Origin of the sequence: uncultured Tateyamaria sp. (assembly GCF_947503045.1) — a bacterium.
In the GTDB taxonomy this organism is placed as follows: domain Bacteria; phylum Pseudomonadota; class Alphaproteobacteria; order Rhodobacterales; family Rhodobacteraceae; genus Tateyamaria.
The window spans coordinates 331,061-353,346 of the sequence record NZ_CANNCF010000003.1; the positions used below are offsets into that span (position 1 = coordinate 331,061).

Below are 22,286 nucleotides of genomic sequence, written 5' to 3' on the forward strand. Positions count from 1 at the left end.
GCTCATTCGCCGCGCGGGAAGCGCTGGTTTTCTTCGACGGTGTTGAGGTCCATGTGGTTGCGCATGTACTGCTCGGACGCCTTTTGCAGCGGCTGGTAGTCCCAAGGGTAGTAGCCCCCCTGCCGCAGCGCCTCATAAACCACCCAGCGCCGCGCCTGACTGGTCCGAACATCAGCGTCAAAGCGATCCAAATCCCACCGCGCCTCGGATTTGGCCCTGAGCTGGTCGCGTGTGCCCTGATGTGCGGCGACCTCGGCAAGGTTGGTCAGCTCATGCGGGTCGGCCTCAAGGTCAAAGAGTTGGTCTGGGTCCAGCGCGCATCGGTTGTATTTCCACTTGCCATAGCGCAGCGACACCATCGGGGCCTGGGTGCCTTCGGCGGCATATTCCATCGCCACCGGTTCGGTGCGCTCCACCCCTTGCCCTTGCGGGACCAGCGACTGGCCTGTCGTCCATGGCGCGACCTCGTCCATGCTGACCCCGGCCAGATCGCACAAGGTCGGGCAGACATCGATATTGCTGACCGGGTCGATGATCAGACCCGGGGTCATATCCGGCGCACTGATCATCATCGGCACGCGCGCAGAGCCCTCAAAGAAAGACATCTTGAACCACAGCCCCCGCTCGCCCAGCATGTCGCCGTGATCGGAAACAAAGAGGATGATCGCCTCTTGCCGGGTGGTTTCCAACGCTTCCATCACCTCACCGATTTTGTCGTCGAGATAGGAGATGTTAGCGAAATAGGCCCGGCGCGAGCGGCGCACGTCCTCGTCTGTGATGTCAAAGCTGCGCCAGTCATTGGCGTCAAAGATGCGCTGCGAATGCGGGTCCTGATCCTCGTAAGGGATCGGGCCGACGGTTGGCATGAGATGCTCGCAATCCTCGTAGAGATCCCAATATTTCTTGCGCGCCACGTATGGATCATGCGGGTGGGTAAAGCTGACTGTCAGGCACCAGGGCCGGGCGTCATGGCCGCGCGCCAGATCATAGACCTTGCGCGTCGCATGAAAGGCGACCGCGTCGTCATATTCCATCTGGTTGGAGATTTCCGCCACGCCCGCGCCGGTGACCGACCCCATGTTGTGATACCACCAGTCAATCCGCTCGCCGGGTTTGCGATAGTCCGGGGTCCAGCCGAAGTCGGCGGGGTAGATGTCGGTGGTCAGCCGTTCCTCGAACCCATGCATCTGATCGGGGCCGACAAAATGCATCTTGCCCGACAGGCACGTCTGATAGCCCGCGCGGCGCAGATGGTGGGCGTAGGTGGGGATGGACGAGGTGAACTCGGCCGCATTGTCATAGACGCCCGTCGCACTTGGCAACTGGCCCGACATGAACGCTGCACGCCCCGGCGCACAAAGTGGCGACGCGGTGTAGCAGTTCTTGAACCGGGTCGAGCAGGCGGCCAGTTTCTTGAGGTTCGGCGCGTGCAGCCAGTCCGCAGGACCGTCAGGAAACAGGGTGCCGTTCAGCTGGTCGACCATGAAGATGAGGATGTTGGGACGGGTCATGGCGCACCTGTGGTGAGGGTATCAAGGGCGCGCTCCGCCGTGGCCTTGGCCGTATCGACCGAGCCATCTGCCCCCAGCCCTGCGCGCAGGTAAAGCCCGTCAATCAGGGCACCCAGCAGTTCGGCATCCCGGCGGGGATCACGGCTGAGCGGGCGCAGGGCGTGGGTGAGGTTTGAACGCAGGCGGCGCTGGTAAAGCAACAGCAACCGGTGCGTTTCGGGATGGGTCGTGGCCTGCGCATAAAGCGTCATCCACGCGCTGACCGTAGCGGGCGCAAAGCAGGAGGGCGCAAAACTGGCGGCAATCAGCGCCTCCGCGCGGGCGCGCGGCGTGCGGGCGGAGCGCAGGCCAGCCACAACCTCGATCCCGAAATCACGCAGGATCTGGCGCATGGCCGCCAGAAATATCTGGTCTTTGCCGCCGAAATAATGGTGTGCGAGCGCCGTGGACATGCCGGCCCGCTTGGCGATCTGCCCCACCGTGACGTCCAGCGATCCCGCCGCCCCGATCTCGGCGATTGTGGCCTCGACCAATGCAGCGCGGCGGATCGGCTCCATCCCAAGTTTCGGCATATCTGACCCCCAGATTGACAGTGCGCGCCAACCTGCTGGTTTTTTATTGACTCGTCAATCAATAAAAAATCACATCTTGGTCGCAGGGGTCGGCGGCGTGATAGGCCGCCGCTTCAGCACCGCCTCGCGCCACGTGATGAAGGTGACCGAGGCCAGAATCAGTCCGCCGCCGATGATCACCCAGATGTCGACCGGCTCGGAAAAGACCAACGCGCCGAGCGCAACGGCCCAAACCAGTTGCAAAAACGTGATCGGCTGTGTGACCGTGACCGGTGCGGCGGCAAAAGCCATCGTCATCGTGTAGTGTCCGGCGGTCGCAAAACAGGCCACGGCAAAGAGCAGCCCCAGATCGCCCCAGCTTGGCGTGACCCAATCCGCCAGCGCAAACGGGGCCAGCCCAAGGGTCACGAAAACCGACAGCATGAAGACGACGACGGCCGGTTTTGCCTCATCCGCAAGAACCTTGGCGAGCAGGTAGGACCCCGCAAAGGTGACGGCGCAAAACATCATCGCGATATGACCCTGCTCAACCGTCCGGAAACCGGGGCGCAGGATGACCGCTGTGCCGATCAGGGCTACGGCGATTGCCGCGATCCGGCGCATGGCCAGCTTTTCGCCGAGAAACAGGGCTGCTCCGACGCTGACATAGACCGGGGCCAGGTAATTCATCGCTGTCACCTCGGCGATGGGAATGCGGGTCATGGCAAAAAACCACAGGATCACGCCGCCGGAATGAAACACTCCGCGCAAGGTAAACAGCCGCCACTGGCGCGGCGTCAGGTGGGCCGCACGTACCGCAGGCAACATCGGAATGAGAAAACCCAGTCCTAGGAGATAGCGCAGAAACGCGGCCTCGGCCGGGGGCACACGCGGGCCCATATATTTGACAATCGCCGTGACAGCGACAAAGCAAAGGCCCGTCACCAGCATCCAGAATATGCCCTTCAGGGGTTTGGGGTCGCCGTGTTGCATACCCTATCAATGCGGGCTTGGGTCGAGGCTTGCAAGCCCGTTACAGCCCTTTAAAGATAAAGCAGTTTCAATGCGATGGCCCACATGGTCAGCGCAATGATCGCATCCAGCACCCGCCACGCACGGGGCCGCGCAAAGAGTGGCGCCAGAAGCCGCGCGCCATATCCAAGGGCAAAGAAAAACGCGACGCTGCCCATCACCGCGCCGAGGCCAAAGATCCCCCGGTTGTCATAGTGCAACGACATCGAACCGATCAGCACACCCATGTCCAGATAGACGCGCGGATTGAGCCAGCTCAGCGCCAGCACCGCGAGAACCGCCTGTCGCACGCTTTGGCTGTCTGCCCCATCGACCGTCAGTGCGGCACCCCCACGCCAGACCGCGCGGGCATGGCGCCATCCATACCACAGCAGACCCGCAGCCCCACCAAAGCGCATCACCGGCTCAGCCCATGGAGCGGCCCGGGCAAGCGCCCCAAACCCGGCAATACCGGACGCGATCAACAGGGCATCAGACACCCCGCAGGCCAGACATACGCAGACCACGTGGGCGCGCCCCACCCCCTGACACAACACAAAGGCATTCCGCGCACCGATCACGAGGATCAGCGAGATCGACAGAAAAAAGCCGGGCAAGAAAGTTGTCATTCCAGCACACCTCGCGCCGTGAACTGAGCGGCACAAGTGGTGCAAGTTCCGGTCACAAGCATATCCAAGCTATACGTTTTTTGCACACCAGCCATGCACACAAACACAGAGCAATTGCGCGCAGCACACCCTATATCCTTGAGACCCGGATGGCGACCTCGTGCCAAAAGGTGTCACCAGTAGTGGTTATCACAGTGATCTGATCATAGATGATTAGCGTATCCCTGATGAAAACGTATGCTGGTCAAAGATAACAAGGACTGACTCCGATGCTGGATGAGACACATAGCGTTGACCTGACCCTTCAAGACCTCGAGTTGATCGAGGCCGCCCTGCAGACGCAGGAAAAGATCTTGTCGGTCCAAAGCCGCGCCGGCGGCAATGCTGCGCGCACCCGCCTCAACGACCTCAAAGGATTGATGCGTCGCCTGCGCCGTCAGACGCCTTCCTCGCAAGGGGCGCCCGCCGCCACGTGGAGCCAGGCCGCACGGCAGCTGTTCTTCTAGACCAAAAAACCACCACTCACGAAAAACGCCGCATCCGTGACCGGGGCGGCGTTTTTTAATGCCTGAACGGTGTGTTGCCCGATCGGGTTAGTCTTCGTCCAGCTGCGCCATGACCTCGTCGCTGGCTTCGAAATTGGTGGTCACCTGCTGGACGTCGTCATCATCTTCCAGCGCATCCATCAGCTTCATCAGCTTTTGCATGGCCTCAAGGTCCATCTCGGTTGTGGTGGTGGGGCGCCAGACCAGCTTGGTGGACTCGGATTCACCCAGTTCGGTCTCGAGCACGTTTGACACCTCGTTAAGGTCCGTGTCCGCACACCAGATCGTGTGGCCGCCTTCACCGGATTCGACATCTTCGGCCCCGGCCTCGATCGCCGCCATCATGACGGTGTCGGCATCCCCGACATCCGCCGGATAGCTGACCGTGCCCTTGCGCTCGAACATGAAGCCAACGCTGCCCGTCTCGCCGAGGTTGCCGCCGTTCTTGGTAAAGGTCGAGCGCACGTTCGAGGCGGTGCGATTGCGGTTGTCCGTCATCGCCTCGACAATCACCGCCACGCCATTGGGGCCATAGCCCTCATAGCGGATTTCCTCGTACTCATCCCCCTCACCGGCCTGCGATTTCTTGATCGCGCGGTCGATCACGTCCTTGGGGACCGAGTTCGACTTGGCCTCTTTCACCGCAAGACGCAGGCGCGGGTTCTTGTCCGGGTCCGGGTCGCCCATCTTGGCCGCCACTGTGATTTCCTTGGACATCTTGGAAAACAGCTTGGCCCGGATCTTGTCCTGACGCCCCTTGCGGTGCTGGATGTTTGCCCATTTGCTGTGGCCTGCCATGGCTGCCTCCTTCGCGCGTTCAAATCTCGGTATGCCTGCCGCGCCGATATAGGACAAGGCGGCAAGGCGGGGCAAGGCCTTGGGACGACACGATGCAGGCGCAACCTGCACCCTTCTCTGTTTCCAAAAAATCCCGGGGGTGAGGCCGCAGGCCGAGAGGGCTGGCCCCCTGACCCGGCCTGTGACAACGTGCAGCCACCCGCAATGACACATGTATCGGAAAGGCCGCATGAGCACCGATCAAATCATCCTTTTCTCGCTGTTCGGCGCCGTGTTCGGCCTGCTGCTCTGGGGGCGGTTCCGCTATGACATCGTGGCCTTCAGCGCGCTCATGATCGGCGTCGTTCTGGGCGTTGTCCCAAGCGCTGATGCGTTTTCGGGCTTTGGCCACCCGGCGACACTGGTGGTCGCACTTGTGCTGGTGGTCTCAGCCGGGCTTGTCCGCTCGGGGGCCGTGTTCCTGATCACGCGCACGCTGGTCGATGCCAGCCGCAGCCTTGGCAGCCATATCGCGCTGATGGGCGCCATCGGCGGGGTGTTGTCGGCCTTCATGAACAACGTGGCGGCCCTTGCCCTGCTGATGCCCGTCGACATCCAGACCGCGCGCAAGGCCGGGCGCAGTCCGGGGCTCAGCCTGATGCCGCTCAGCTTTGCCACGATCCTGGGTGGCATGGTCACGTTGATCGGCACCCCCCCCAACATCATCATCGCGGCAATCCGGCAGGACAGTCTGGGCGAACCGTTCCGCATGTTCGACTTTGCCCCCGTCGGCGGTGTGGCCGCCATTGCCGGGCTGTTGTTCGTCGCGCTGGTCGGCTGGCGGCTGATCCCGGCGCGGGAGGACGAAAAAAGCGTCAGCGAAGAGGTCTCGCAATATATCGCGGAACTGACGGTGCCTACGGAGTCCAAACTGATCGGACAGCGCTTGGGCGCACTGGAAGAGGACGCCGAAAAGGCGGATGTCGCCATCATCGGGCTGATCCGCGACGGCAGGCGGCGCTATGGGCGCGCACGCAACAGCGCGCTGCAGGCCGAGGACGCGCTGGTGCTTGAGGCCACCCCCGATGCGCTGGATGAATTCCGTGCCGCAAGCGGGCTCGCCGTGGCCGAGGCCAAGCGCGAAGACCAGTTGAAGGCCGCGGGCGAAGGTGTTGAAATCATTGAAGTCGTCGTGACCGACCAATCCCGTCTGATCGGGCGCACGGCGCAATCGGTTGGGCTCAGCTGGCGGCAATCGACGATCTTGATGGGGATATCGCGCGGCGGCCAGAAAATCACCAAACAGATCCGCAAGACGCCGATACGGGCGGGCGACATCCTGTTGCTGCTGGTGCCCCGCGACACCGGGGCGGATGTCACGCAATGGCTCGGCGCGCTCCCCCTGGCCGAACGCGGGCTGGCAGTTACGGCGGACGACAAGGTGTGGCTGGCCATCGGTCTTTTTGTCGGGGCGGTGGCGGCGGCCAGCGTCGGTCTGCTTTACCTGCCCGTGGCGCTAGGGCTTGTTGTGGTGGCCTTTGTCCTGTCGAAGATCGTGCCACTGTCCGAACTTTACACCCATATCGAGTGGCCCGTCATTGTTCTCTTGGGTTCGATGATCCCGCTGGGTGCGGCGCTCGAAAGCTCGGGCGGGACCGAGCTGATCGCGGGATGGCTGGTGACCCTCACAAACGGCATGCCCGCATGGGCGGTGCTGACCGTGCTGATGGTGGTCACGATGAGCCTGTCGGACGTGCTCAACAACACCGCGACCACCATCGTGGCCGCCCCGGTGGGCATCCAGATGGCGCAGACGCTGGGCGTCTCACCCGACCCGTTCCTGATGGCGGTGGCCGTCGCGGCCTCTTCCGCCTTCCTCACGCCCATCGGGCACAAGAACAACACGCTGATCCTTGGCCCGGGCGGCTACAGCTTTGGGGATTATTGGCGGATCGGTCTGCCGCTTGAGGTCATTGTCGTGGCCGTCTCAATCCCCGCGATCCTTGTCTTCTGGCCGCTCTGAGGACGGCACGACGATGGAAAACGACCTGACCAAGGGTAAACGTTGCACCTTGGCAGAACGCGGTTAACGTGAGCGCGGGAGGACGTCATGGACATACTTATCAACGTGGTTTTGCCACTGTCGCTGGCCATCATCATGTTCAGCCTCGGCATCGGGCTGACGGTGGGTGATTTCACCCGCGTGCTCAAGGCGCCACGCGCATTTGCCGCCGGGGCCATCGCACAGGTGATCATCCTGCCCGTCGTGGCCTTTGGCATCGTGCTTGCCTTTGATCTGCCGCCCGCCCTCTCCGCCGGTATCATGCTGCTGGCGTTCTGCCCCGGTGGCGTCACATCCAACGTCATTTCCAAATGGGCGCGCGCGGATGTGGCCCTGTCCGTTTCGCTCACAGCCGTGATCAGCCTGCTGAGCCTGCTGACCGTGCCCGCCCTGACCGCATGGGCGGTGACCTATTTCATGGCCGAAAATGCGCCGGACATCTCCATCGCCTCGCTTACCCTTGCCGTTTTTGCCATCACCACCGTCCCGGTCTGCCTTGGCGTCTTCATCCGCCATGTCGCGACAGGTTTCGCCATCCGGATCGACCCTGTCCTCAGCCTAATGTCGTCGGTTCTGTTCGTCATCATAGTGATCGCGGCCATCGCCAGCAACTGGGCGCTGTTTACCGAGAACCTGTCCACCCTCGGACCCAGCCTTGTCACGCTGAACCTCGTGCTGATCGGCATCGGCCTCGCCATTGCGCGCGGCCTCGCGCTTGACTGGTCGCAGACCAAGACTGTCGCCGTCGAAACCGGCATCCAGAACGGCACGCTGGGCATTGCACTTGGCACGCTGATCGCCAACCAGCCCGACGGCTTCCTGAGCCCGCTCACCCTGCCCTCGGCCATCTACGGCGTCACCATGTACCTCGTGGTGACCCCGTTTGTGCTGTGGTTTCGCCGCCCCAGAGGAGACAGTTGATGGACCGCGCTGATGCCATCATCGTGGGTGCAGGCCTTGCAGGTCTTGCCGCTGCCGCCGAACTCGGGGACCGAGGCAAACATGTGCTGATCGTCGATCAGGAACCGCGCAGTTTTCTCGGTGGTCAGGCCTTCTGGTCGCTGGGTGGGCTGTTCATGATCGACACACCCGAGCAGCGCCGCATGGGCATCAAGGACAGCCGCGATCTCGCCCTAAACGACTGGATGGGCAGTGCACAGTTCGACCGGGACGAGGACGCGATGCCGCGGAAATGGGCCGAGGCCTATATCGATTTTGCCGCAGGCGAGATGCGACCCTGGCTGCACGCCATGGGTCTGCGTTGGTTTCCCATCGTCGGCTGGGCCGAGCGCGGCGGCAGCTTTGCCGATGGGCATGGCAACTCGGTGCCGCGCTTTCATCTCACTTGGGGCACAGGCCCCGGCATCATCGAACATTTTGTGCGCCGCTGTCTGGAGCATGAAAAGGCCGGGCTGATCCAGTTCCACTTTCGCCATCAGGTCGACCGCATCGACATGGAAAACGGGGCCGCCAAAGGTGTCAGCGGCACAATTCTGGCCGAAGATCCCGCCGCGCGCGGGCAAAAGACTAACCGCGATGCAGTGGGCGATTTTGAACTGCGTGCGCCCTCGGTCATCGTGACCTCCGGCGGCATCGGCGGCAATTTCGACATGGTGCGCAAAGTCTGGCCGACCGAGCGCCTTGGCCCCGCGCCCAGGGACATGGTTGCGGGCGTGCCTGCTCATGTGGATGGACGCATGATCGCCATTTCCGAAAACGCGGGCGGCCATGTGATCAATGGCGACCGGATGTGGCACTACACCGAAGGGGTCAGGAACTGGGATCCGATCTGGCCCGCCCATGGCATCCGCATCCTGCCGGGACCGTCCTCGATGTGGTTTGATGCGCGTGGCAACCGCTTTGCCCCGCCCGCCCTGCCCGGCTTTGACAGCATGTCGACGCTGAAGATGATCCTTGAAACGGGATACGAATACAGCTGGTTCGTACTGACCCAGAAGGTGATCAAGAAGGAATTCGCGCTATCCGGATCGGAACAGAATCCCGATCTGACGTCAAAGAAATGGGCCGAAGTGATCAAACAGCGCGTTCTGTCCGGCGGCAATGCCACAGGACCCGTCGAGGCCTTCAAGGAAAAGGGCGAGGATTTCGTCGTTGCCAATGATCTCGACACATTGGTGAAAGGCATGAACCAGATCGGTGGCGACAACCTGATCGACGCCGCCCGCCTGCGTGCCCAGATCGAGGCGCGCGACGCCCAGATCGACAACCCGTTTTCCAAGGATGCGCAAATGATGGCGATCCACGCCGCGCGGAACTATCGTGGCGACCGGCTGCTGCGCACGGCCAAGCCACACAAGTTCCTCGACCCCGCCAATGGGCCCCTGATCGCGGTCAAGCTGCACGTGCTGACGCGCAAGACGCTGGGCGGGCTGCACACCAATCTGGACAGCCAGATGATCGGCGCGGATGGCAACACGGTGCCGGGCCTGTTCGCCGCCGGAGAGGTTGCCGGGTTCGGAGGCGGCGGTTACCACGGCTACAACGCGCTTGAGGGCACATTCCTGGGCGGCTGCATCTTTTCGGGGCGCAATGCGGGGCGGTCTAAGGCGATCGGGTGACGCGCGCCGCCCGACAGTTCAGTCGGCGCGAGAACGGCGGCGTGCGATACGTTTTTTGTTGGCCAAACGGATCGCCATTTTCAAACGCTGCACCACCGACAGCCCTGCGGCGAAGTTCAGATAAAATTCGGCCGTTGCCGCATTCCCGTACCGTTTGGCACCCTGCCTGACCGCCTGCTCGTCCCAGACGGCATGCAGCAAACGTGTGCGACGGGCCGGGTAGTCGTCCGCATCTGCACTCTTGTGGTCCTTGCGTTTGGTCAAGCGCACAAGGAATTCCACACCATTGGTGGGCGACACCTCGTCAATATTGAATGAAATAAGCCCCAAAGCCACGCAATCCTCGATCAGCAATTGAAAAGAGGCAGGCGTCATCACTGTGCAGTGGGAATCGATGTAGTCGCCCTTGCCCTTACGCTCTTGCCATTCGGACCATTTTTCAGCCAGGCTATTTCGGTTTTCAATCTCGGTCCTGAGCGTCGAAAAGCTAACGGCCGCCGCACCCCGGTCGGGCTTGCCTTTGGCATATGCAAGGTCCGTATGTCCGGCAAACAACTGACGCTCTGAAGGTTGCTTGCGATCCTCCACAAAGGCTTCGAGCCAATCGGCCGTTACTGTGTGGGGCCGGAAATAATCAAAACAGGCGCGTCCGTCCGGCAGGGCCATGACAAGGCTGCCACCCTCGGACAAGAGCGCCTCGCAACCTTGCAGAAACTTGATCGGGTTGGGCAGGTGTTCGAAATTGTGTGAGCTGACCACATAATCAAAGGTCCCATGTTGTTCGGCGGGCACCAGCGACAGTACTTCGGTTGCGCTGCCGACATAGTCGACCGCTTCCAGCTTGTCATAGCCGCGTGCGTCGATTTCCGGGTCGCCTTTCGCGCGCTCCATCAAGGTGTCGAAATCAAACACGTCAAGCGTGCGCACATTGTAGCCGTCGGCCTTGGCAACGATCGGATTGAACCAGGGGGCCACTTCCAGACCCAGCATGGATTTGTCGATGCCTTTCAGCAGAAATTGGTTTCTTTTCATGGATTCATCGCCCTGTTGTCCCCGAAGCGCAGTCTTGGCCTTGTGTCGGGCGATGTGCAAGCGCCAGAAATGCGGGCCAGATGACGTCTTTGCGTGCTGGGGCAGGTCCGGCTGCCCGCCTCACTCTACTCACAACGGCCAGATAAACGGAATGACCAGCGAGGCCACGACCGCAATGCTCAGGTTCAGCGGGATTCCCACCCGCATGAAGTCGCTGAACTTGTAGCCACCGGGGCCGTATACCAGCGTGTTGGTCTGGTAACCGATGGGCGTGGCAAAGGCGCACGAGGCCGCGATCATCACCGCCACCACCAAGGGGCGCGGGTCAAGGCCCAGTGCGGCCCCAAGGCTGATCGCAATCGGCGTCATGATGACGGCCACCGCGTTGTTGGACACGATCTCGGTCAGGGTCGAGGTCATCACGAACACCACGAAAACGATCAGTGCTGGCGGCAGCGTGGCCAGCGCGGGCGAGGCCCCGTCGACGATCAGCATGATCGCCCCCGAATTCTGCAAGCCCGCCCCCACGGCAAGCATGCCAAAGATCAGCGCGAGCAACTGCCCGTCGACAAAGGAAAACGCCTCATCCGCGTCGATGCAGCCGGTGACCAGTACCAGTGCCACGGCCAACACGGCCAAGAGCAGGATGGGCGCGATGTTCAATGCCGCGAGGATCACGATCCCGGCCAGCGCAACAATGGCGATGGGCGCATGGGCACGCCGATAGGCCCGCGCGGAAGGATGCGAAACATCGACCATCTCCTGATCGGCGGCCAGACGCTGGATGTCGGCAGGCGCGCCTTCCAGCAGCAGCGTGTCGCCCACCTTGACCACCAGCGCATCCAATTGCCGCCCGATGTTCTGGTTCCGGCGATGCACTGCGAGCGGATAGACCCCGTACCGCCGCCGCAGCCGCAACGAGCCCAACGAACGGCCCACCATCTTGCACCCTGGCGTGATCAACGCCTCGACAGTTGTAGTTTCCACCGCAGACACCTGATCGACACGGCGTAACTCCTTGTTTGCCTGCAGGCTCAGCAACTCGGTCATCTGCGTGCGCAACACCACCCGGTCGCCCACCTGCAACACCACATCCGCCAACTCGCGGCGCAGCGACACATCCCCGCGCACCACGTCGATCAGACGCACGCCCTCGCGTTTGAACAGTTGCACGCCAGTCACTTCGCGGCCAACAAGGTTGCTGTCGGGGGGGATCACGGCTTCGGTAAAGAATTTCATCTTGGAGCGGTCCGACAGCATACTCGCCATGCTGTCCCGATCCGGCAACAGTCGGGGGGCAAAGATCGACATGTAGATCAACCCCCAGACGCAGACGACCAGACCAATGGGCAGGATTTCAAAGATGCCAAAGGGCGCCAGCCCCTGATTGCGCGCCACCCCGTCCACCAGCAGGTTGGTCGAAGTCCCGATCAGCGTCAGCGAACCGCCCATGATCGCCGCATAACTGAGCGGGATCAGCAGTTTGGAGGCTTTGACCCCCAGCGTCTTGCTCAACTGCACCATGACCGGGATCATCACGACCACCACGGGTGTGTTGTTCATGATGGCTGACCCCGCCATGACGGCGAGGATGACGCCGACAACAGCCGTTTTGGGCCGCGTCTTGGCCAGCCGTTCGGCTTGTCGGGTCAACACATCCAGCGCGCCTGTGCGCACCAGCGCCCCCATCACGATGAACATCGCCGCAATGGTCCAGGGGGCCGGGTTGGACAGCACCGAAAGGGCCGCATCATAGGGCAGGATGCCCAGCGCCAGCATGCAGGCCGTGCCCGCAATGGCCACGACTTCGGTCGAATAGGTCTCGCGCACGAACAGCACAAACATGACCACGACCAGAAACAGCGCCAGAAGCGGGCTGATCAGGGGCGAGGCATTCAACAGCGACATGTGCGACAGCCTTTTGAAGGCACCCAAAAGACGGTGCACGAACCTTGGGCTCAAGTGTCGCGCATTGCCCGCCCCTCATCAAGCGCCGCTTTGCCGCGCGGCTGCACGAGGTACATGCCCAACATCATCAGCGCCAGCGCGCCCCAGATGACAGGCGGATAGGCCTCATCCAGCACCAGTTTGGCCCAGAGAATCCCGAACAATGTCACCAGATAGCTGATCTGCACGGCAAAGACCGGCCCCGCCCGCCCGACCAGCCAGACATAGCCCGTATAGGTCAGCACATGCAGAACCGCGCTGAGCATTTGCGCCAGATCGGCAGGTCCATAAGGCGGGCGCGGATCGATCCACTGCCCCGTGCTCAGCGCCAGCGGCAAGGCAATCAGGCTGCCGACAATCGACGCCCCCCAAAGCACTTGAATGGGGTCAAGCGCCGCAGTGCCCCAGCGCGCCACATAATTGCCCTCAAACGCGTAAAACAGCCCCGAGATCAGCCCGATCAGCACCCAGAACATCGGGATGGTCCCCGACATATCGGCCCCGGGCAGAACGATCAGCAGAACGGCACACAGGCCCGCAATCAACCCGAACAACCGGCGCAGCTCGAACCGGTCAAGCGCCAGCAGCAGCGCAATGGGAAAGGCCCAGATCGGGATCATCGACAACAGGATCGACATCACCCCCGAGGGCAAATGCACAGCCGCCTGATAGCTGGCCGTGTTCGGCAGGACCGAACCAATCAGCGCAATCAGCAGATAGACCCGCAACTGGGCCGCCCCCAAGGGCAGACGTGTGCCGCGCAGCAGCGCAATGGCCGACATCACCATCACACCAATACCCATCTGCCAGAACAAAAGCCCGAAATGCTTGTACCCGGTGCTGACCGCGATTTTGGTCAGCGGCATCGTCATGCCCCAGCCCGCGCCCAGCACAATCAGTGCAGCCACGCAGGTCAGTCTTTCAGAGCGGCTCATGGCCCGCTATTTGGCAAGGCCCCGCCCTGACGCACCATCTCGATGCGGGTGGCGCGACCGCTCGCATCGGTCTCGATATAGACACCTGACAGTGTGGCGGGACCCAGCGCCGGGGCAAAGCGCTCTTTCGGCATACCGGTAATGAAGCGGCGCAAAGGCTCGTCGCGCTGCATGCCAATGACCGAATTGTAGTCGCCGCACATGCCCGCATCGGTAAGGTACGCGCACCCTTTGGACAGAATCATCGCATCCGCCGTCGGCACATGGGTGTGGGTGCCGACCATCAGGCTGGCCCGGCCATCACACCAATGCCCCATCGCCATTTTCTCGGACGTCGCCTCGCAATGGAAATCCACGATGATCGCATCTGCTTCACCGCCCATCGGATGGGTGCGAAACACGGTCTCAAGGGCCGAAAACGGATCATCAAAGGGGCGCTTCATAAACACCTGACCCAGGGCTTGCGCCACCAACACCTTCTTGCCGCCCCGCGCGGTAAACAGCCGCGCGCCCTTGCCCGGCGCCGCCTTGGAAAAATTGAGCGGGCGGACAATGCGCGGCTCACTCTCGATGAACTGCAGCATGTCCTTCTGATCAAAGGCATGATCGCCCAGCGTCACGCAATCCGCCCCCGCATCCAGCAGTGCGCGGGCATGTGCCCCGGACAGGCCCATGCCAGAGGTGGCGTTTTCGCCATTCACCACGACGAAATCCAGATTCCAGTCGTCACGCAGACGGGGCAGATGTTCGGTGATTGCCTGACGGCCCGAGCGGCCCATCACATCACCCAGAAAGAGAATGTTCATACCGCCCCATATGCCCCATGGCCCGGGAACGGCAAGCAGTTCATGTTTCTTCTGACCAAAAATACCACGGGGGAGCGGCGCAGCCGCGGGGGCAGGGCCCCCTCAGATCTCGATCACCTCGGAGTCGGTGACGATCATGTCGAGCGGCTGATCCGTAGCCTCCAGCGGCAGTCCATCAGCCTCCTGCGCGCCATAGGCGAACCCAATGGCCAACGTCGGACGGGCCGTACGCAGCCCCGCTAGCGTGCGATCATAAAACCCGCCCCCATAGCCCAGTCGCCCGCCTGCGCGGGTAAAGGCGACCAGCGGCACAATCACGATCTCGGGGTCGAAAAAGTCATCCACCTCAGGCACCTGCGCCCCAAAAGGTCCGGCACGCAGCGCCCCGTCCGGGCTCCAGCGCGAAAAGCGCAGGGCCATGTCAGCGCCCATGATCACCGGAACGCCAACAGGGCCGTGGGCCGCGGCCTCGGCCATGGCAGCCAGTGGGTCAATCTCCGAACGGATCGGCATGTAACCGGCCAGCGGCACGCCGCGATACCCTGCCAGAACCGAAGACAACAGACCCGACGCCCCGCCCCGATCCAGATCAAACGCCGCCTTGCGACGGGCAAATGCCGCCTTGCGCGCCGCAGCCTTTTGATCGCTCACATCCATGCACAGACCCCATGGGACGGCGGGCGGGGCGATTTTGGCGCAGCCAAAGAGCGATCCGTAAGCGTCACAACAACACCGCCGCAGCCAGCCCCAAAAAGGCAAAGAAACCAACCACATCCGTCACCGTGGTCACAAAGGCGCCAGAGGCCAGTGCCGGGTCGATCCCCATCCGGTCCAGCACCACCGGAATGACCGTACCGGCAAATCCGGCCACCACAAGGTTCACCACCATGGCGGCCGCAATCACATAGCCCAGTGCGGGCGAGCCGAACCAGATCACACCGACGATGCCCATCACCACGGCAAAAACGAGCCCGTTGATCAGCCCGACAATCACTTCGCGGCGGATCACGCGCCAGACATTGGCGCCCGTAAGGTCTTTGGTGGCCAGCGCGCGCACAGCCACTGTGAGCGACTGCGTGCCCGCATTGCCCCCCATCGAGGCGACGATGGGCATCAACACGGCCAGCGCCACGATCTGCGCAATTGCCATCTCGAACTGGGCAATGACCAGAGAGGCGAGGATCGAGGTCACAAGGTTCACCGCCAACCAGGGCAGGCGCTGGCGGGTGGTTTCCACGACGTTGTCAGACAGCGCGGATTCGTCCCCCACCCCGGCCAGACGCAGGATGTCTTCCTCATGCTCGTCATCCAGCACGGCCATGGCGTCATCGATTGTGATCTGACCAATCAGGCGACCCTCTTCATCGACCACCGGGGCCGAAATCAGGTGATACTGGTTGAACGCATAGGCCACGTCACTTTCGGCCTGTGTGGCGGGAATGATGCGAAATGTCTCCTCCACCAGATCGGCCAGACGCACCTCGCGGCGCGAGCGCATCACCTTGCCCAGCGTCACATTGCCAATGGGATGCAGGCGCGGATCGACCAGCACCAGATGATAGAACTGGTCCGGCAAGTCGCGCTCATCCGCACTGCGCATGCGATCAATCGCCTCGCCCACGGTCCAGTGTTCGGGGGCCATGACCACCTCGCGCTGCATGAGGCGGCCCGCGGAATACTCCGGAAAGGCCAGCGACTGTTCGACCATCGCGCGATCGGACTCTTCAAGCGCATCAAGGATCGCTTCCTGCTGGGCGTCGTCCAGATCCTCGATCAGATCAACCACGTCGTCACTGTCGAGCTCGCGCACCGCGTCCGCCAGAACGGTCGGTTTGAGAACGCCAATCACCTCTTCGCGGATCGACTCGTCGAGTTCTGACAGGATGTCACCGTCAAATTCACGGTCATAGAGGCGGATCAGGCGCGCCCGGTCAAAGGCGTTGATCTGCTCCAGAAGGTCGGCGATATCGGCCGCGTGCAGCGGCTCCATCAGCGCGGTCAGCTGCGCGCGATCGTCGATATCCACGGCATATAGGATCGCCGATACGTCTTTGCGCTCAAGGACATAGCCCTTGTCTTCGCCGCCGGGCTCCATCACATCGGTGTCCTCTGACATGGTGTCCCCCACTGGCTGCGCTTGGTGTGAGGCCGACCATAGGGTGCACCCCGCAAACTGACAATGGGCGCGCGTTTTGGCTTTGCGCAGCCCCCCAAGATTGGGACATAAGACAGGGATGACACGCCACCTTCTCACCGGCCACGTGCTGCACTTTGCGGGCAATCCGTTCACCGGGCCGTGGCAGGACGCCGTTCGCATTGCGGAAAACAGCGCCCTTCTGATCGAAAACGGTCAGATTGCGGCCATCGGCGAGGATGCGCGCACAGCCGCCGGGCCCGAGGCGGTCCATCACGACTATGGCGGTCATCTGATCTTGCCCGGCTTTATCGACGCCCATGCCCATTACCCGCAGACCGCGATGATCGCGAGCTGGGGCAAGCGGCTGATCGACTGGCTCAACACCTACACCTTTCCCGAAGAAATCCGCCTGAGCGATCCGGACTACGCGACCCGGATCGCATCCCGCTATCTCGATCTGGTTCTGGATCACGGCACGACATCCGTGGCCAGCTTTTGCACCATCCACCCCCACAGCGCCGAGGCCCTGTTCGAGGCCGGGGCCGCACGCGGCATGGCCATTGTGGCGGGCAAGACCTGCATGGACCGCAACGCGCCCGATGCACTCTGCGATACCGCCCAAAGTGCGTATGACGACAGCAAGGCGCTGCTGACCCGCTGGCACGGCAAAGGCCGCGCAGTCTATGCGATCACCCCGCGCTTTTCGCCCACCTCGACACCCGAACAGCTGCATGCACTTGGCGCGCTCTGGGCCGAACATCCCGAGGCACTGATGCAGACCCATCTGAGCGAGCAGGTGGACGAGATCGCATGGGTGCGCGACCTCTTCCCACAGGCCCGCGACTATCTCGACACTTACGAGGCGACAGGGTTGCTGGGCGCACGCGGGCTTTACGGGCATTCGATCCATCTGGAACCGCGCGAGATCGACCGTCTGCGCGAGGTGGGCGCAGGCGTCGTGCATTGCCCGACATCGAACACCTTCATCGGCTCGGGCCTGTTTGATCTGATGGGCCTGGCGCGCGCAGGTCAGGGCGTGGGTCTGGCCACGGATACCGGCGGCGGGTCATCCTTTTCCATGCTGCGCACGATGGCGGCGGCCTACGAGGTGGCGCAACTGCGCGGAGAGGCGGTGCATGCTGCGCAATTGCTGTGGCTGGCCACCGCCGGGTCGGCGGCAGTTCTACATCGCGGGAACGAGATCGGCAGCCTTGCTCCCGGAATGGCTGCCGATATCTGCGTGCTTGATCTGGCCTCGACCCCGGCCATCGCCCAACGCGCTGCCGAGGCAGAGGATATCTGGGAGGCTGTCTTTCCCACCATCATGATGGGCGATGATCGCGCGGTCTCTGCCACCTGGGTCAACGGCTTGCCCCTGCGCGGCGGAAACTGAGACTGTTTCCGACCCGATTCCCGAGTTTCAAAAAATACTCCCTAGCAGGGTGCGGCCAACACCATCACCCAGCGGTTCCCTTTTGCCCGCGCCACACCAACCGCGCGCGCCTTGCGGTGCAGGATGTTCTTGCGATGCCCGCGCGAGCCCATCCATGACGCCATCACGTCGGACAAGTTCCGTTGTCCGGCGGCAATGTTTTCCGCCCCGAAACAGAACGCATAGCCTGCGCGGCGCAGCCGGTCGCCAATGTCAGAGCCGTCCGAGCCAGTGTGGCTGAAAAACCCGCGCGCGGCCATGTCCTGCCCGTGCGCGCGCGCCGCCGCCTCAAGGCGCGTGTCATAGACAAGCGCCGCCCGTCCCTGGCTTGCCCGTTCGGCATTGACCGCTGCCAGAATGGCGGGGTCCGCCTGCACAGCGGCAGCCATCAAAACCCATGCAAAAATCAGATATCGCATCATGCCTCCTCGCTCAGGTGCCGCGCTAACGTGTTCTGCCGCGCCACCGCCTTGCCAAGATCGAAGGTCACCATATGCCCGTCCCGCACGATCTGTCGCCCTTCGACAAACAGATCGCGCACCGTCGTCGGCCCCGCCAGCAGCAAGGCCGCCGGGTCCCAACTGCCCGCCGAGGCCACGCCGGAGACATCCCAGATCGCGATGTCACCGCGTGCGCCGACGTCAATGCGCCCGCAATCCGGGCGACCCAGCACGTCCGCCCCGCCGCGCGTTGCGATCTCGAGTGCCTCCATCGGCGACATCGCGTCCGCCCCGCGCATCACCCGCTGCAAGAGCATCGCCTGACGCGCCTCCGCCACCAGATTGCCCGCATCATTGCTGGCCGAACCATCAACCCCCAGACCCACCGGCACGCCCGCATCACGCATCGCGCGCACCGGGGCGATGCCCGAGCCAAGGCGGCAATTCGAACAGGGGCAATGCGCCACGCCCGTGCGGGTCTGGGCAAAGAGATCAATCTCCGACACATCCAGCTTGACGCAATGGGCGTGCCACACATCCGGACCGACCCAGCCGAGATCTTGGGCATATTGCCCGGGCCGGCAGCCGAAACTGGACAGGGAATAGGCGATATCTTCTTCGTTTTCGGCCAGATGGGTGTGCATCATCACACCCTTGTCGCGCGCCAACAGGGCCGCCTCGCGCATCAGATCGCGGCTGACAGAAAAGGGCGAACAGGGCGCCACGCCCACCCGGCACATCGACCCCGGCGCGGGGTCGTGAAAGGCGTCGATCACGCGCAGGGAATCCTCAAGGATCGCCCCCTCCCCTTCAACCAGCGCGTCCGGCGGCAGACCACCGTCGCTCACCCCGATGCTCATCGCGCCGCGTGTGGGATGAAAGCGCAAACCAACCTCGCGTGCTGCATCGATCGTGTCATCAAGCCGCGCGCCGTTTGGAAACAGATAAAGATGGTCGGAACTGAGCGTGCAGCCCGACAGCGCCAGTTCCGCCAGCCCCACCTGCGCCGAGACAAACATATGTTCAGGCCCAAACCGGGCCCAGATCGGATAAAGTGTGGTCAGCCAGCCAAACAGCAGCGCGTCCTGCGCGGCGGGCACCGCGCGGGTCAGCGTCTGATAGAGGTGGTGATGGGTGTTCACGAGCCCCGGCGTGACGACGCATCCCGTGGCGTTGACCGTTTCACCAAGCGTCGACAGCCCAGTGCCCACGGACACAATGGCCCCGTCGCGGATCAGGATATCGGCCCCGTTCAAAACCCGGCGCGCATCATCCATCGTGACGAGGTGGTCTGCGCCCCGGATCAGAACTTCGCTCATCTGGCCGCCTGCAAAATGTCGAGGGCGGCGCGGTGGATTTCGGGATTGGCCGCTGCGAGGGCGCGTCCGCCTGCATGGGCCGGGCCACCTTCCCAATTGGTGACAACGCCCCCTGCGGCCTCGATCAGCGCGATGGGGGCCTGAATGTCGTAGGCATTGAGCCCCGCCTCGATCACCAGATCGGCCTGCCCCGCGGCGACCAGCGCATAGGCGTAGCAATCCATGCCGTAGCGGACCAGTTGTACCTGGCGCGCCACAGCCTCGAACCCGGCGCGGTCGGCGGGTGTGCCCACTTCCGGAAAGGTGGTGAACAGGGTCGCCTCAGACAGATCACGGGGCGGGCGTGTGGTGATGGGACCACGCCCGTGCGGTCCAATCAATTCGGCGCGGCCTGCCGCACCAATGAACCGCTCCCCGATATAGGGCTGGTCGATCAGGCCAAGGATTGGGCCGCTTTCAGGGCCAACGGCGATCAGCACACCCCAGGTGGGCGTCCCGGAAACAAAGCCGCGGGTGCCGTCGATCGGGTCAAGCACCCAGGTCAGGCCCGAGGTGCCGGGCGTGTCGCCGAACTCTTCACCCAGGACCGCGTCATCCGGACGTCGCTGTGCCAACACAGCGCGCATCGCCTCTTCGGCGGCGCGGTCAGCAGCGGTGACGGGGTCATAGCCCCCCGCCAGCTTGTTGTCGGTCTGAAGATCGGTTGCGCGGAAATAGGGCAGGATCGCTGCACGGGCCGCATCGGCCAGCGCATGTGCCACCTCTGTCAGATCATGAAGGTCGTAAGCCATGACCTTCGGGTGCCAGACAGACCGCCCGGACGCAAGGCCCAGATGGGCCGAAGGCCATGCAATTGGGGTCAGGCGACGTCGCTGAGGACCCGTGCCAGTTCAAACAGGCGGCGACGCTGGTTTTCCGGGATTGCGTAGTAGGTGCGCACAAGGTCCATCGCTTCCTTGTCGCTCAGCATGTCGGGTGCGGCATCGGCCTGCCCGGCAGCGGGATGACCGTTTTCATCCTTGATGCCTTCGAAAAAGAAGGCGACCGGCACGCCCATCGCTTCGCCGATATCCCAGAGGCGGGAGGCGCTGACGCGGTTGGAGCCGGTTTCATACTTCTGAATTTGCTGGAACTTGATGCCCACCAGATCCGCCAGCGTTTGCTGGGTCATGCCGATCAGCCAGCGTCTTTGGCGAATACGCTTGCCGACATGGACGTCCACGCTGTGTGCCATTCGAAGTTCCACCCTGCTTTTTTCTATTTTCATGCTGCTCTAGTCACAGCGGCCGCTTCCCCGAAGATGCAATATCGTGCAGAAGCTTTCAGGTTGTGTAAGACAGTACCCCGCACGCATTTATAATTCAACGCTTTCCACCCGTCATGCGCGCATTACCCAGCGGGAGGGAGTGTTAACGGTCGTTAACCTTTTGGGATATGTTGTTAACGTTTTCAGCAAGTTGCCGCCACATCGGGATTCTGGCGTCGCTGTGATCACATGTTTGTGCGGGCGCTATCAATGCCTTAGGTTGCGCTTTGCTGCACACAACCCAAAGGCGAACGCGCGGCGGTTTGCGGTTAAGTGCTCCACCATTGATACCCACGCCGCGATGCAGCGGCAGACGGGCGAAATACCGCTCATAGAAGCGTTAATACGCCGCACATTCATGCGAATCACCTGCCTCAGACATTTGAGACGCTGCGCAAGTGCACAGCTTCGGGTGCCTTGAAGGCGCGGCGCAGCATCGACACCAGGGCTTCCTGCACCTCTCCGCCGCCACGTGACGCACCATATAGATTGATCCGATGGGCGGGCAGATTGGGCAGCGCGCCGCCATGATCAATCCGGTCCAGATGCGGCGGCTCGGTGCCCTCGATCATCGTATGTACCGCCAGATCGGCGCTGACCGTGGCCTCGATTGTGCGGTCGCTTTCGGTCTCGACCACGACGTCCCAGGGGATACCGGCCTCGTCCAGATGCTCAACGACACGCGGGCGGAAGGTACATTGCCGCCCAAAGGCCAGCTTGAGCGGGCGCTGCCGCCACGCCGACCCGCTCGGGGCGCCAACCCAGCACAAGGGCCGCACGGCCAGCTCTTCTCCGCCTGAGTCCAGCCCGGTTTCGGTCGTCAGGATGATGTCGAACGCCCCTTTGGCGAATTCGGACTTGAGGCGCAGCGTGAACGAACTGTCCAGCTGCACCTTGACCCGTGGAAAGGCTGCGTGGAACTGTTTTAGAACCTGCGGGATCGCCGGATAGACGATGTCATGGGGCACGCCCAGCCTGATCTCGCCCTCATAGGCCTGATCGGTCAGGCGCGTGATCACCTCGTCATTCAGCGCCACCATGCGGCGGGCATAGACCAGCAACTGCTCGCCCGAGGCCGTCAGCGCGATGGTACGTCCGGAGCGGTCAAACAGCGCAAGGCCCAGCAATTCCTCAAGGCGTTTGAGCTGCATCGATACGGCAGACTGCGTCAAATGCAGGAACCCTGCCGCCCGCGTGACCCCGCCGCTTTCCGCGACCGCCACGAAAGAGCGCAATGTGGTGACGTCCAGATTTCTCATATCAGCAT

Annotated in this window: 21 protein-coding genes; 5 read left to right on the forward strand and 16 right to left on the reverse strand. The window is 62.6% G+C overall.

From position 1 onward, the window contains the following. Window positions 1-2: 2 nt before the first annotated feature. From betC to Q1A89_RS15415, 4 genes are all read right to left on the reverse strand, one after another. Window positions 3-1,511 carry a choline-sulfatase gene (gene betC / locus Q1A89_RS15400; RefSeq protein ID WP_299730098.1) on the reverse strand — a complete coding sequence of 503 codons (1,509 nt, stop codon included), beginning with the start codon at window positions 1,509-1,511 and terminating at the stop codon, window positions 3-5. After that, a complete protein-coding gene (gene betI, locus Q1A89_RS15405) occupies window positions 1,508-2,083 on the reverse strand; it encodes a transcriptional regulator BetI (RefSeq protein WP_299730101.1) in 576 nt (191 codons plus the stop codon). Before betI ends, betC begins: the two co-directional genes overlap by 4 nt. 69 nt (window positions 2,084-2,152) lie before the next feature. Then, window positions 2,153-3,055 (reverse strand): DMT family transporter, encoded by a 903-nt coding sequence (locus Q1A89_RS15410; RefSeq protein WP_299730104.1) that lies wholly within the window; start codon window positions 3,053-3,055, stop codon window positions 2,153-2,155. Window positions 3,056-3,105: 50 nt separating this feature from the next. Beyond that, window positions 3,106-3,702 (reverse strand): LysE/ArgO family amino acid transporter, encoded by a 597-nt coding sequence (locus Q1A89_RS15415; protein ID WP_299730107.1) that lies wholly within the window; start codon window positions 3,700-3,702, stop codon window positions 3,106-3,108. Between the two features lie 269 nt (window positions 3,703-3,971). Between Q1A89_RS15415 and Q1A89_RS15420 the strand changes: the two genes are divergently transcribed. Beyond that, window positions 3,972-4,208, forward strand: coding sequence for a hypothetical protein (locus tag Q1A89_RS15420; RefSeq protein ID WP_299730110.1), 237 nt, complete (start codon window positions 3,972-3,974; stop codon window positions 4,206-4,208). 87 nt (window positions 4,209-4,295) lie between these two features. Here the strand turns inward: Q1A89_RS15420 and Q1A89_RS15425 are convergent, their stop codons facing one another. Further along, on the reverse strand, window positions 4,296-5,045 hold the full coding sequence (locus Q1A89_RS15425; protein ID WP_299730113.1) for a YebC/PmpR family DNA-binding transcriptional regulator: 750 nt from the start codon (window positions 5,043-5,045) through the stop codon (window positions 4,296-4,298). A 229-nt stretch (window positions 5,046-5,274) separates the two neighbouring features. Here Q1A89_RS15425 and Q1A89_RS15430 point away from each other — a divergent pair, with 229 nt between their 5' ends. The 3 genes from Q1A89_RS15430 (at window position 5,275) to Q1A89_RS15440 (ending at window position 9,665) form a co-directional block, all read left to right on the forward strand. Further along, entirely contained in the window at window positions 5,275-7,047 is a 1,773-nt protein-coding gene (locus Q1A89_RS15430; protein ID WP_299730116.1) for an SLC13 family permease, read from the forward strand. Window positions 7,048-7,134: 87 nt separating this feature from the next. Then, a complete protein-coding gene (locus Q1A89_RS15435) occupies window positions 7,135-8,007 on the forward strand; it encodes a bile acid:sodium symporter family protein (protein WP_299730119.1) in 873 nt (290 codons plus the stop codon). Next, window positions 8,007-9,665: an FAD-binding dehydrogenase gene (locus Q1A89_RS15440; RefSeq protein ID WP_299730122.1), complete on the forward strand. Its 1,659-nt coding sequence runs from the start codon at window positions 8,007-8,009 to the stop codon at window positions 9,663-9,665. Before Q1A89_RS15435 ends, Q1A89_RS15440 begins: the two co-directional genes overlap by 1 nt. 18 nt (window positions 9,666-9,683) lie before the next feature. Here the strand turns inward: Q1A89_RS15440 and Q1A89_RS15445 are convergent, their stop codons facing one another. The 6 genes from Q1A89_RS15445 to mgtE form a co-directional block, all read right to left on the reverse strand. Next, window positions 9,684-10,697 carry a methyltransferase domain-containing protein gene (locus tag Q1A89_RS15445; RefSeq protein ID WP_299730125.1) on the reverse strand — a complete coding sequence of 338 codons (1,014 nt, stop codon included), beginning with the start codon at window positions 10,695-10,697 and terminating at the stop codon, window positions 9,684-9,686. Window positions 10,698-10,826: 129 nt separating this feature from the next. Then, window positions 10,827-12,605, reverse strand: coding sequence for an SLC13 family permease (locus Q1A89_RS15450; RefSeq protein ID WP_299730128.1), 1,779 nt, complete (start codon window positions 12,603-12,605; stop codon window positions 10,827-10,829). A 50-nt stretch (window positions 12,606-12,655) separates the two neighbouring features. Next, complete coding sequence (locus Q1A89_RS15455) at window positions 12,656-13,579, reverse strand: DMT family transporter (protein ID WP_299730131.1); 924 nt, start codon at window positions 13,577-13,579, stop codon at window positions 12,656-12,658. Beyond that, window positions 13,576-14,385, reverse strand: coding sequence for a TIGR00282 family metallophosphoesterase (locus Q1A89_RS15460; protein ID WP_299730134.1), 810 nt, complete (start codon window positions 14,383-14,385; stop codon window positions 13,576-13,578). The genes Q1A89_RS15455 and Q1A89_RS15460 overlap by 4 nt, the downstream gene beginning before the upstream one ends. Window positions 14,386-14,487: 102 nt before the next feature. Beyond that, window positions 14,488-15,042: a 5-formyltetrahydrofolate cyclo-ligase gene (locus Q1A89_RS15465; RefSeq protein WP_299730138.1), complete on the reverse strand. Its 555-nt coding sequence runs from the start codon at window positions 15,040-15,042 to the stop codon at window positions 14,488-14,490. A gap of 64 nt (window positions 15,043-15,106) precedes the next feature. Then, window positions 15,107-16,501, reverse strand: coding sequence for a magnesium transporter (gene mgtE, locus Q1A89_RS15470; RefSeq protein WP_299730141.1), 1,395 nt, complete (start codon window positions 16,499-16,501; stop codon window positions 15,107-15,109). Between the two features lie 118 nt (window positions 16,502-16,619). Here mgtE and guaD point away from each other — a divergent pair, with 118 nt between their 5' ends. Further along, window positions 16,620-17,915: a guanine deaminase gene (gene guaD / locus Q1A89_RS15475; protein WP_299730144.1), complete on the forward strand. Its 1,296-nt coding sequence runs from the start codon at window positions 16,620-16,622 to the stop codon at window positions 17,913-17,915. Between the two features lie 41 nt (window positions 17,916-17,956). Here the strand turns inward: guaD and Q1A89_RS15480 are convergent, their stop codons facing one another. The 5 genes from Q1A89_RS15480 to Q1A89_RS15500 all read right to left on the reverse strand — a co-directional run bounded on the left by Q1A89_RS15480 (window position 17,957) and on the right by Q1A89_RS15500 (window position 22,278). Further along, entirely contained in the window at window positions 17,957-18,373 is a 417-nt protein-coding gene (locus Q1A89_RS15480) for a CAP domain-containing protein (RefSeq protein WP_299730147.1), read from the reverse strand. Then, entirely contained in the window at window positions 18,373-19,713 is a 1,341-nt protein-coding gene (locus tag Q1A89_RS15485) for an 8-oxoguanine deaminase (protein ID WP_299730149.1), read from the reverse strand. Before Q1A89_RS15485 ends, Q1A89_RS15480 begins: the two co-directional genes overlap by 1 nt. Then, window positions 19,710-20,504, reverse strand: coding sequence for a histidinol-phosphatase (gene hisN / locus Q1A89_RS15490; RefSeq protein WP_299730152.1), 795 nt, complete (start codon window positions 20,502-20,504; stop codon window positions 19,710-19,712). The genes Q1A89_RS15485 and hisN overlap by 4 nt, the downstream gene beginning before the upstream one ends. A 68-nt stretch (window positions 20,505-20,572) precedes the next feature. Continuing rightward, the gene (locus tag Q1A89_RS15495; protein WP_299730155.1) at window positions 20,573-20,947 is read right to left on the reverse strand and encodes a helix-turn-helix transcriptional regulator; all 375 of its coding nucleotides are present in this window, start codon (window positions 20,945-20,947) and stop codon (window positions 20,573-20,575) included. A 446-nt stretch (window positions 20,948-21,393) separates the two neighbouring features. Then, entirely contained in the window at window positions 21,394-22,278 is an 885-nt protein-coding gene (locus Q1A89_RS15500) for a LysR family transcriptional regulator (protein WP_299730157.1), read from the reverse strand. Between the last annotated feature and the right edge of the window lie 8 nt (window positions 22,279-22,286).

Coding starts and splice junctions, on each gene's coding strand:
- betC (WP_299730098.1), bottom strand. CDS start 1,511: ATGACCCGTCCCAACATCCTCATCTTCATGGTCGACCAGCTGAACGGC.
- betI (WP_299730101.1), bottom strand. CDS start 2,083: ATGCCGAAACTTGGGATGGAGCCGATCCGCCGCGCTGCATTGGTCGAG.
- Q1A89_RS15410 (WP_299730104.1), bottom strand. CDS start 3,055: ATGCAACACGGCGACCCCAAACCCCTGAAGGGCATATTCTGGATGCTG.
- Q1A89_RS15415 (WP_299730107.1), bottom strand. CDS start 3,702: ATGACAACTTTCTTGCCCGGCTTTTTTCTGTCGATCTCGCTGATCCTC.
- Q1A89_RS15420 (WP_299730110.1), top strand. CDS start 3,972: ATGCTGGATGAGACACATAGCGTTGACCTGACCCTTCAAGACCTCGAG.
- Q1A89_RS15425 (WP_299730113.1), bottom strand. CDS start 5,045: ATGGCAGGCCACAGCAAATGGGCAAACATCCAGCACCGCAAGGGGCGT.
- Q1A89_RS15430 (WP_299730116.1), top strand. CDS start 5,275: ATGAGCACCGATCAAATCATCCTTTTCTCGCTGTTCGGCGCCGTGTTC.
- Q1A89_RS15435 (WP_299730119.1), top strand. CDS start 7,135: ATGGACATACTTATCAACGTGGTTTTGCCACTGTCGCTGGCCATCATC.
- Q1A89_RS15440 (WP_299730122.1), top strand. CDS start 8,007: ATGGACCGCGCTGATGCCATCATCGTGGGTGCAGGCCTTGCAGGTCTT.
- Q1A89_RS15445 (WP_299730125.1), bottom strand. CDS start 10,697: ATGAAAAGAAACCAATTTCTGCTGAAAGGCATCGACAAATCCATGCTG.
- Q1A89_RS15450 (WP_299730128.1), bottom strand. CDS start 12,605: ATGTCGCTGTTGAATGCCTCGCCCCTGATCAGCCCGCTTCTGGCGCTG.
- Q1A89_RS15455 (WP_299730131.1), bottom strand. CDS start 13,579: ATGAGCCGCTCTGAAAGACTGACCTGCGTGGCTGCACTGATTGTGCTG.
- Q1A89_RS15460 (WP_299730134.1), bottom strand. CDS start 14,385: ATGAACATTCTCTTTCTGGGTGATGTGATGGGCCGCTCGGGCCGTCAG.
- Q1A89_RS15465 (WP_299730138.1), bottom strand. CDS start 15,042: ATGGATGTGAGCGATCAAAAGGCTGCGGCGCGCAAGGCGGCATTTGCC.
- mgtE (WP_299730141.1), bottom strand. CDS start 16,501: ATGTCAGAGGACACCGATGTGATGGAGCCCGGCGGCGAAGACAAGGGC.
- guaD (WP_299730144.1), top strand. CDS start 16,620: ATGACACGCCACCTTCTCACCGGCCACGTGCTGCACTTTGCGGGCAAT.
- Q1A89_RS15480 (WP_299730147.1), bottom strand. CDS start 18,373: ATGCGATATCTGATTTTTGCATGGGTTTTGATGGCTGCCGCTGTGCAG.
- Q1A89_RS15485 (WP_299730149.1), bottom strand. CDS start 19,713: ATGAGCGAAGTTCTGATCCGGGGCGCAGACCACCTCGTCACGATGGAT.
- hisN (WP_299730152.1), bottom strand. CDS start 20,504: ATGGCTTACGACCTTCATGATCTGACAGAGGTGGCACATGCGCTGGCC.
- Q1A89_RS15495 (WP_299730155.1), bottom strand. CDS start 20,947: ATGGCACACAGCGTGGACGTCCATGTCGGCAAGCGTATTCGCCAAAGA.
- Q1A89_RS15500 (WP_299730157.1), bottom strand. CDS start 22,278: ATGAGAAATCTGGACGTCACCACATTGCGCTCTTTCGTGGCGGTCGCG.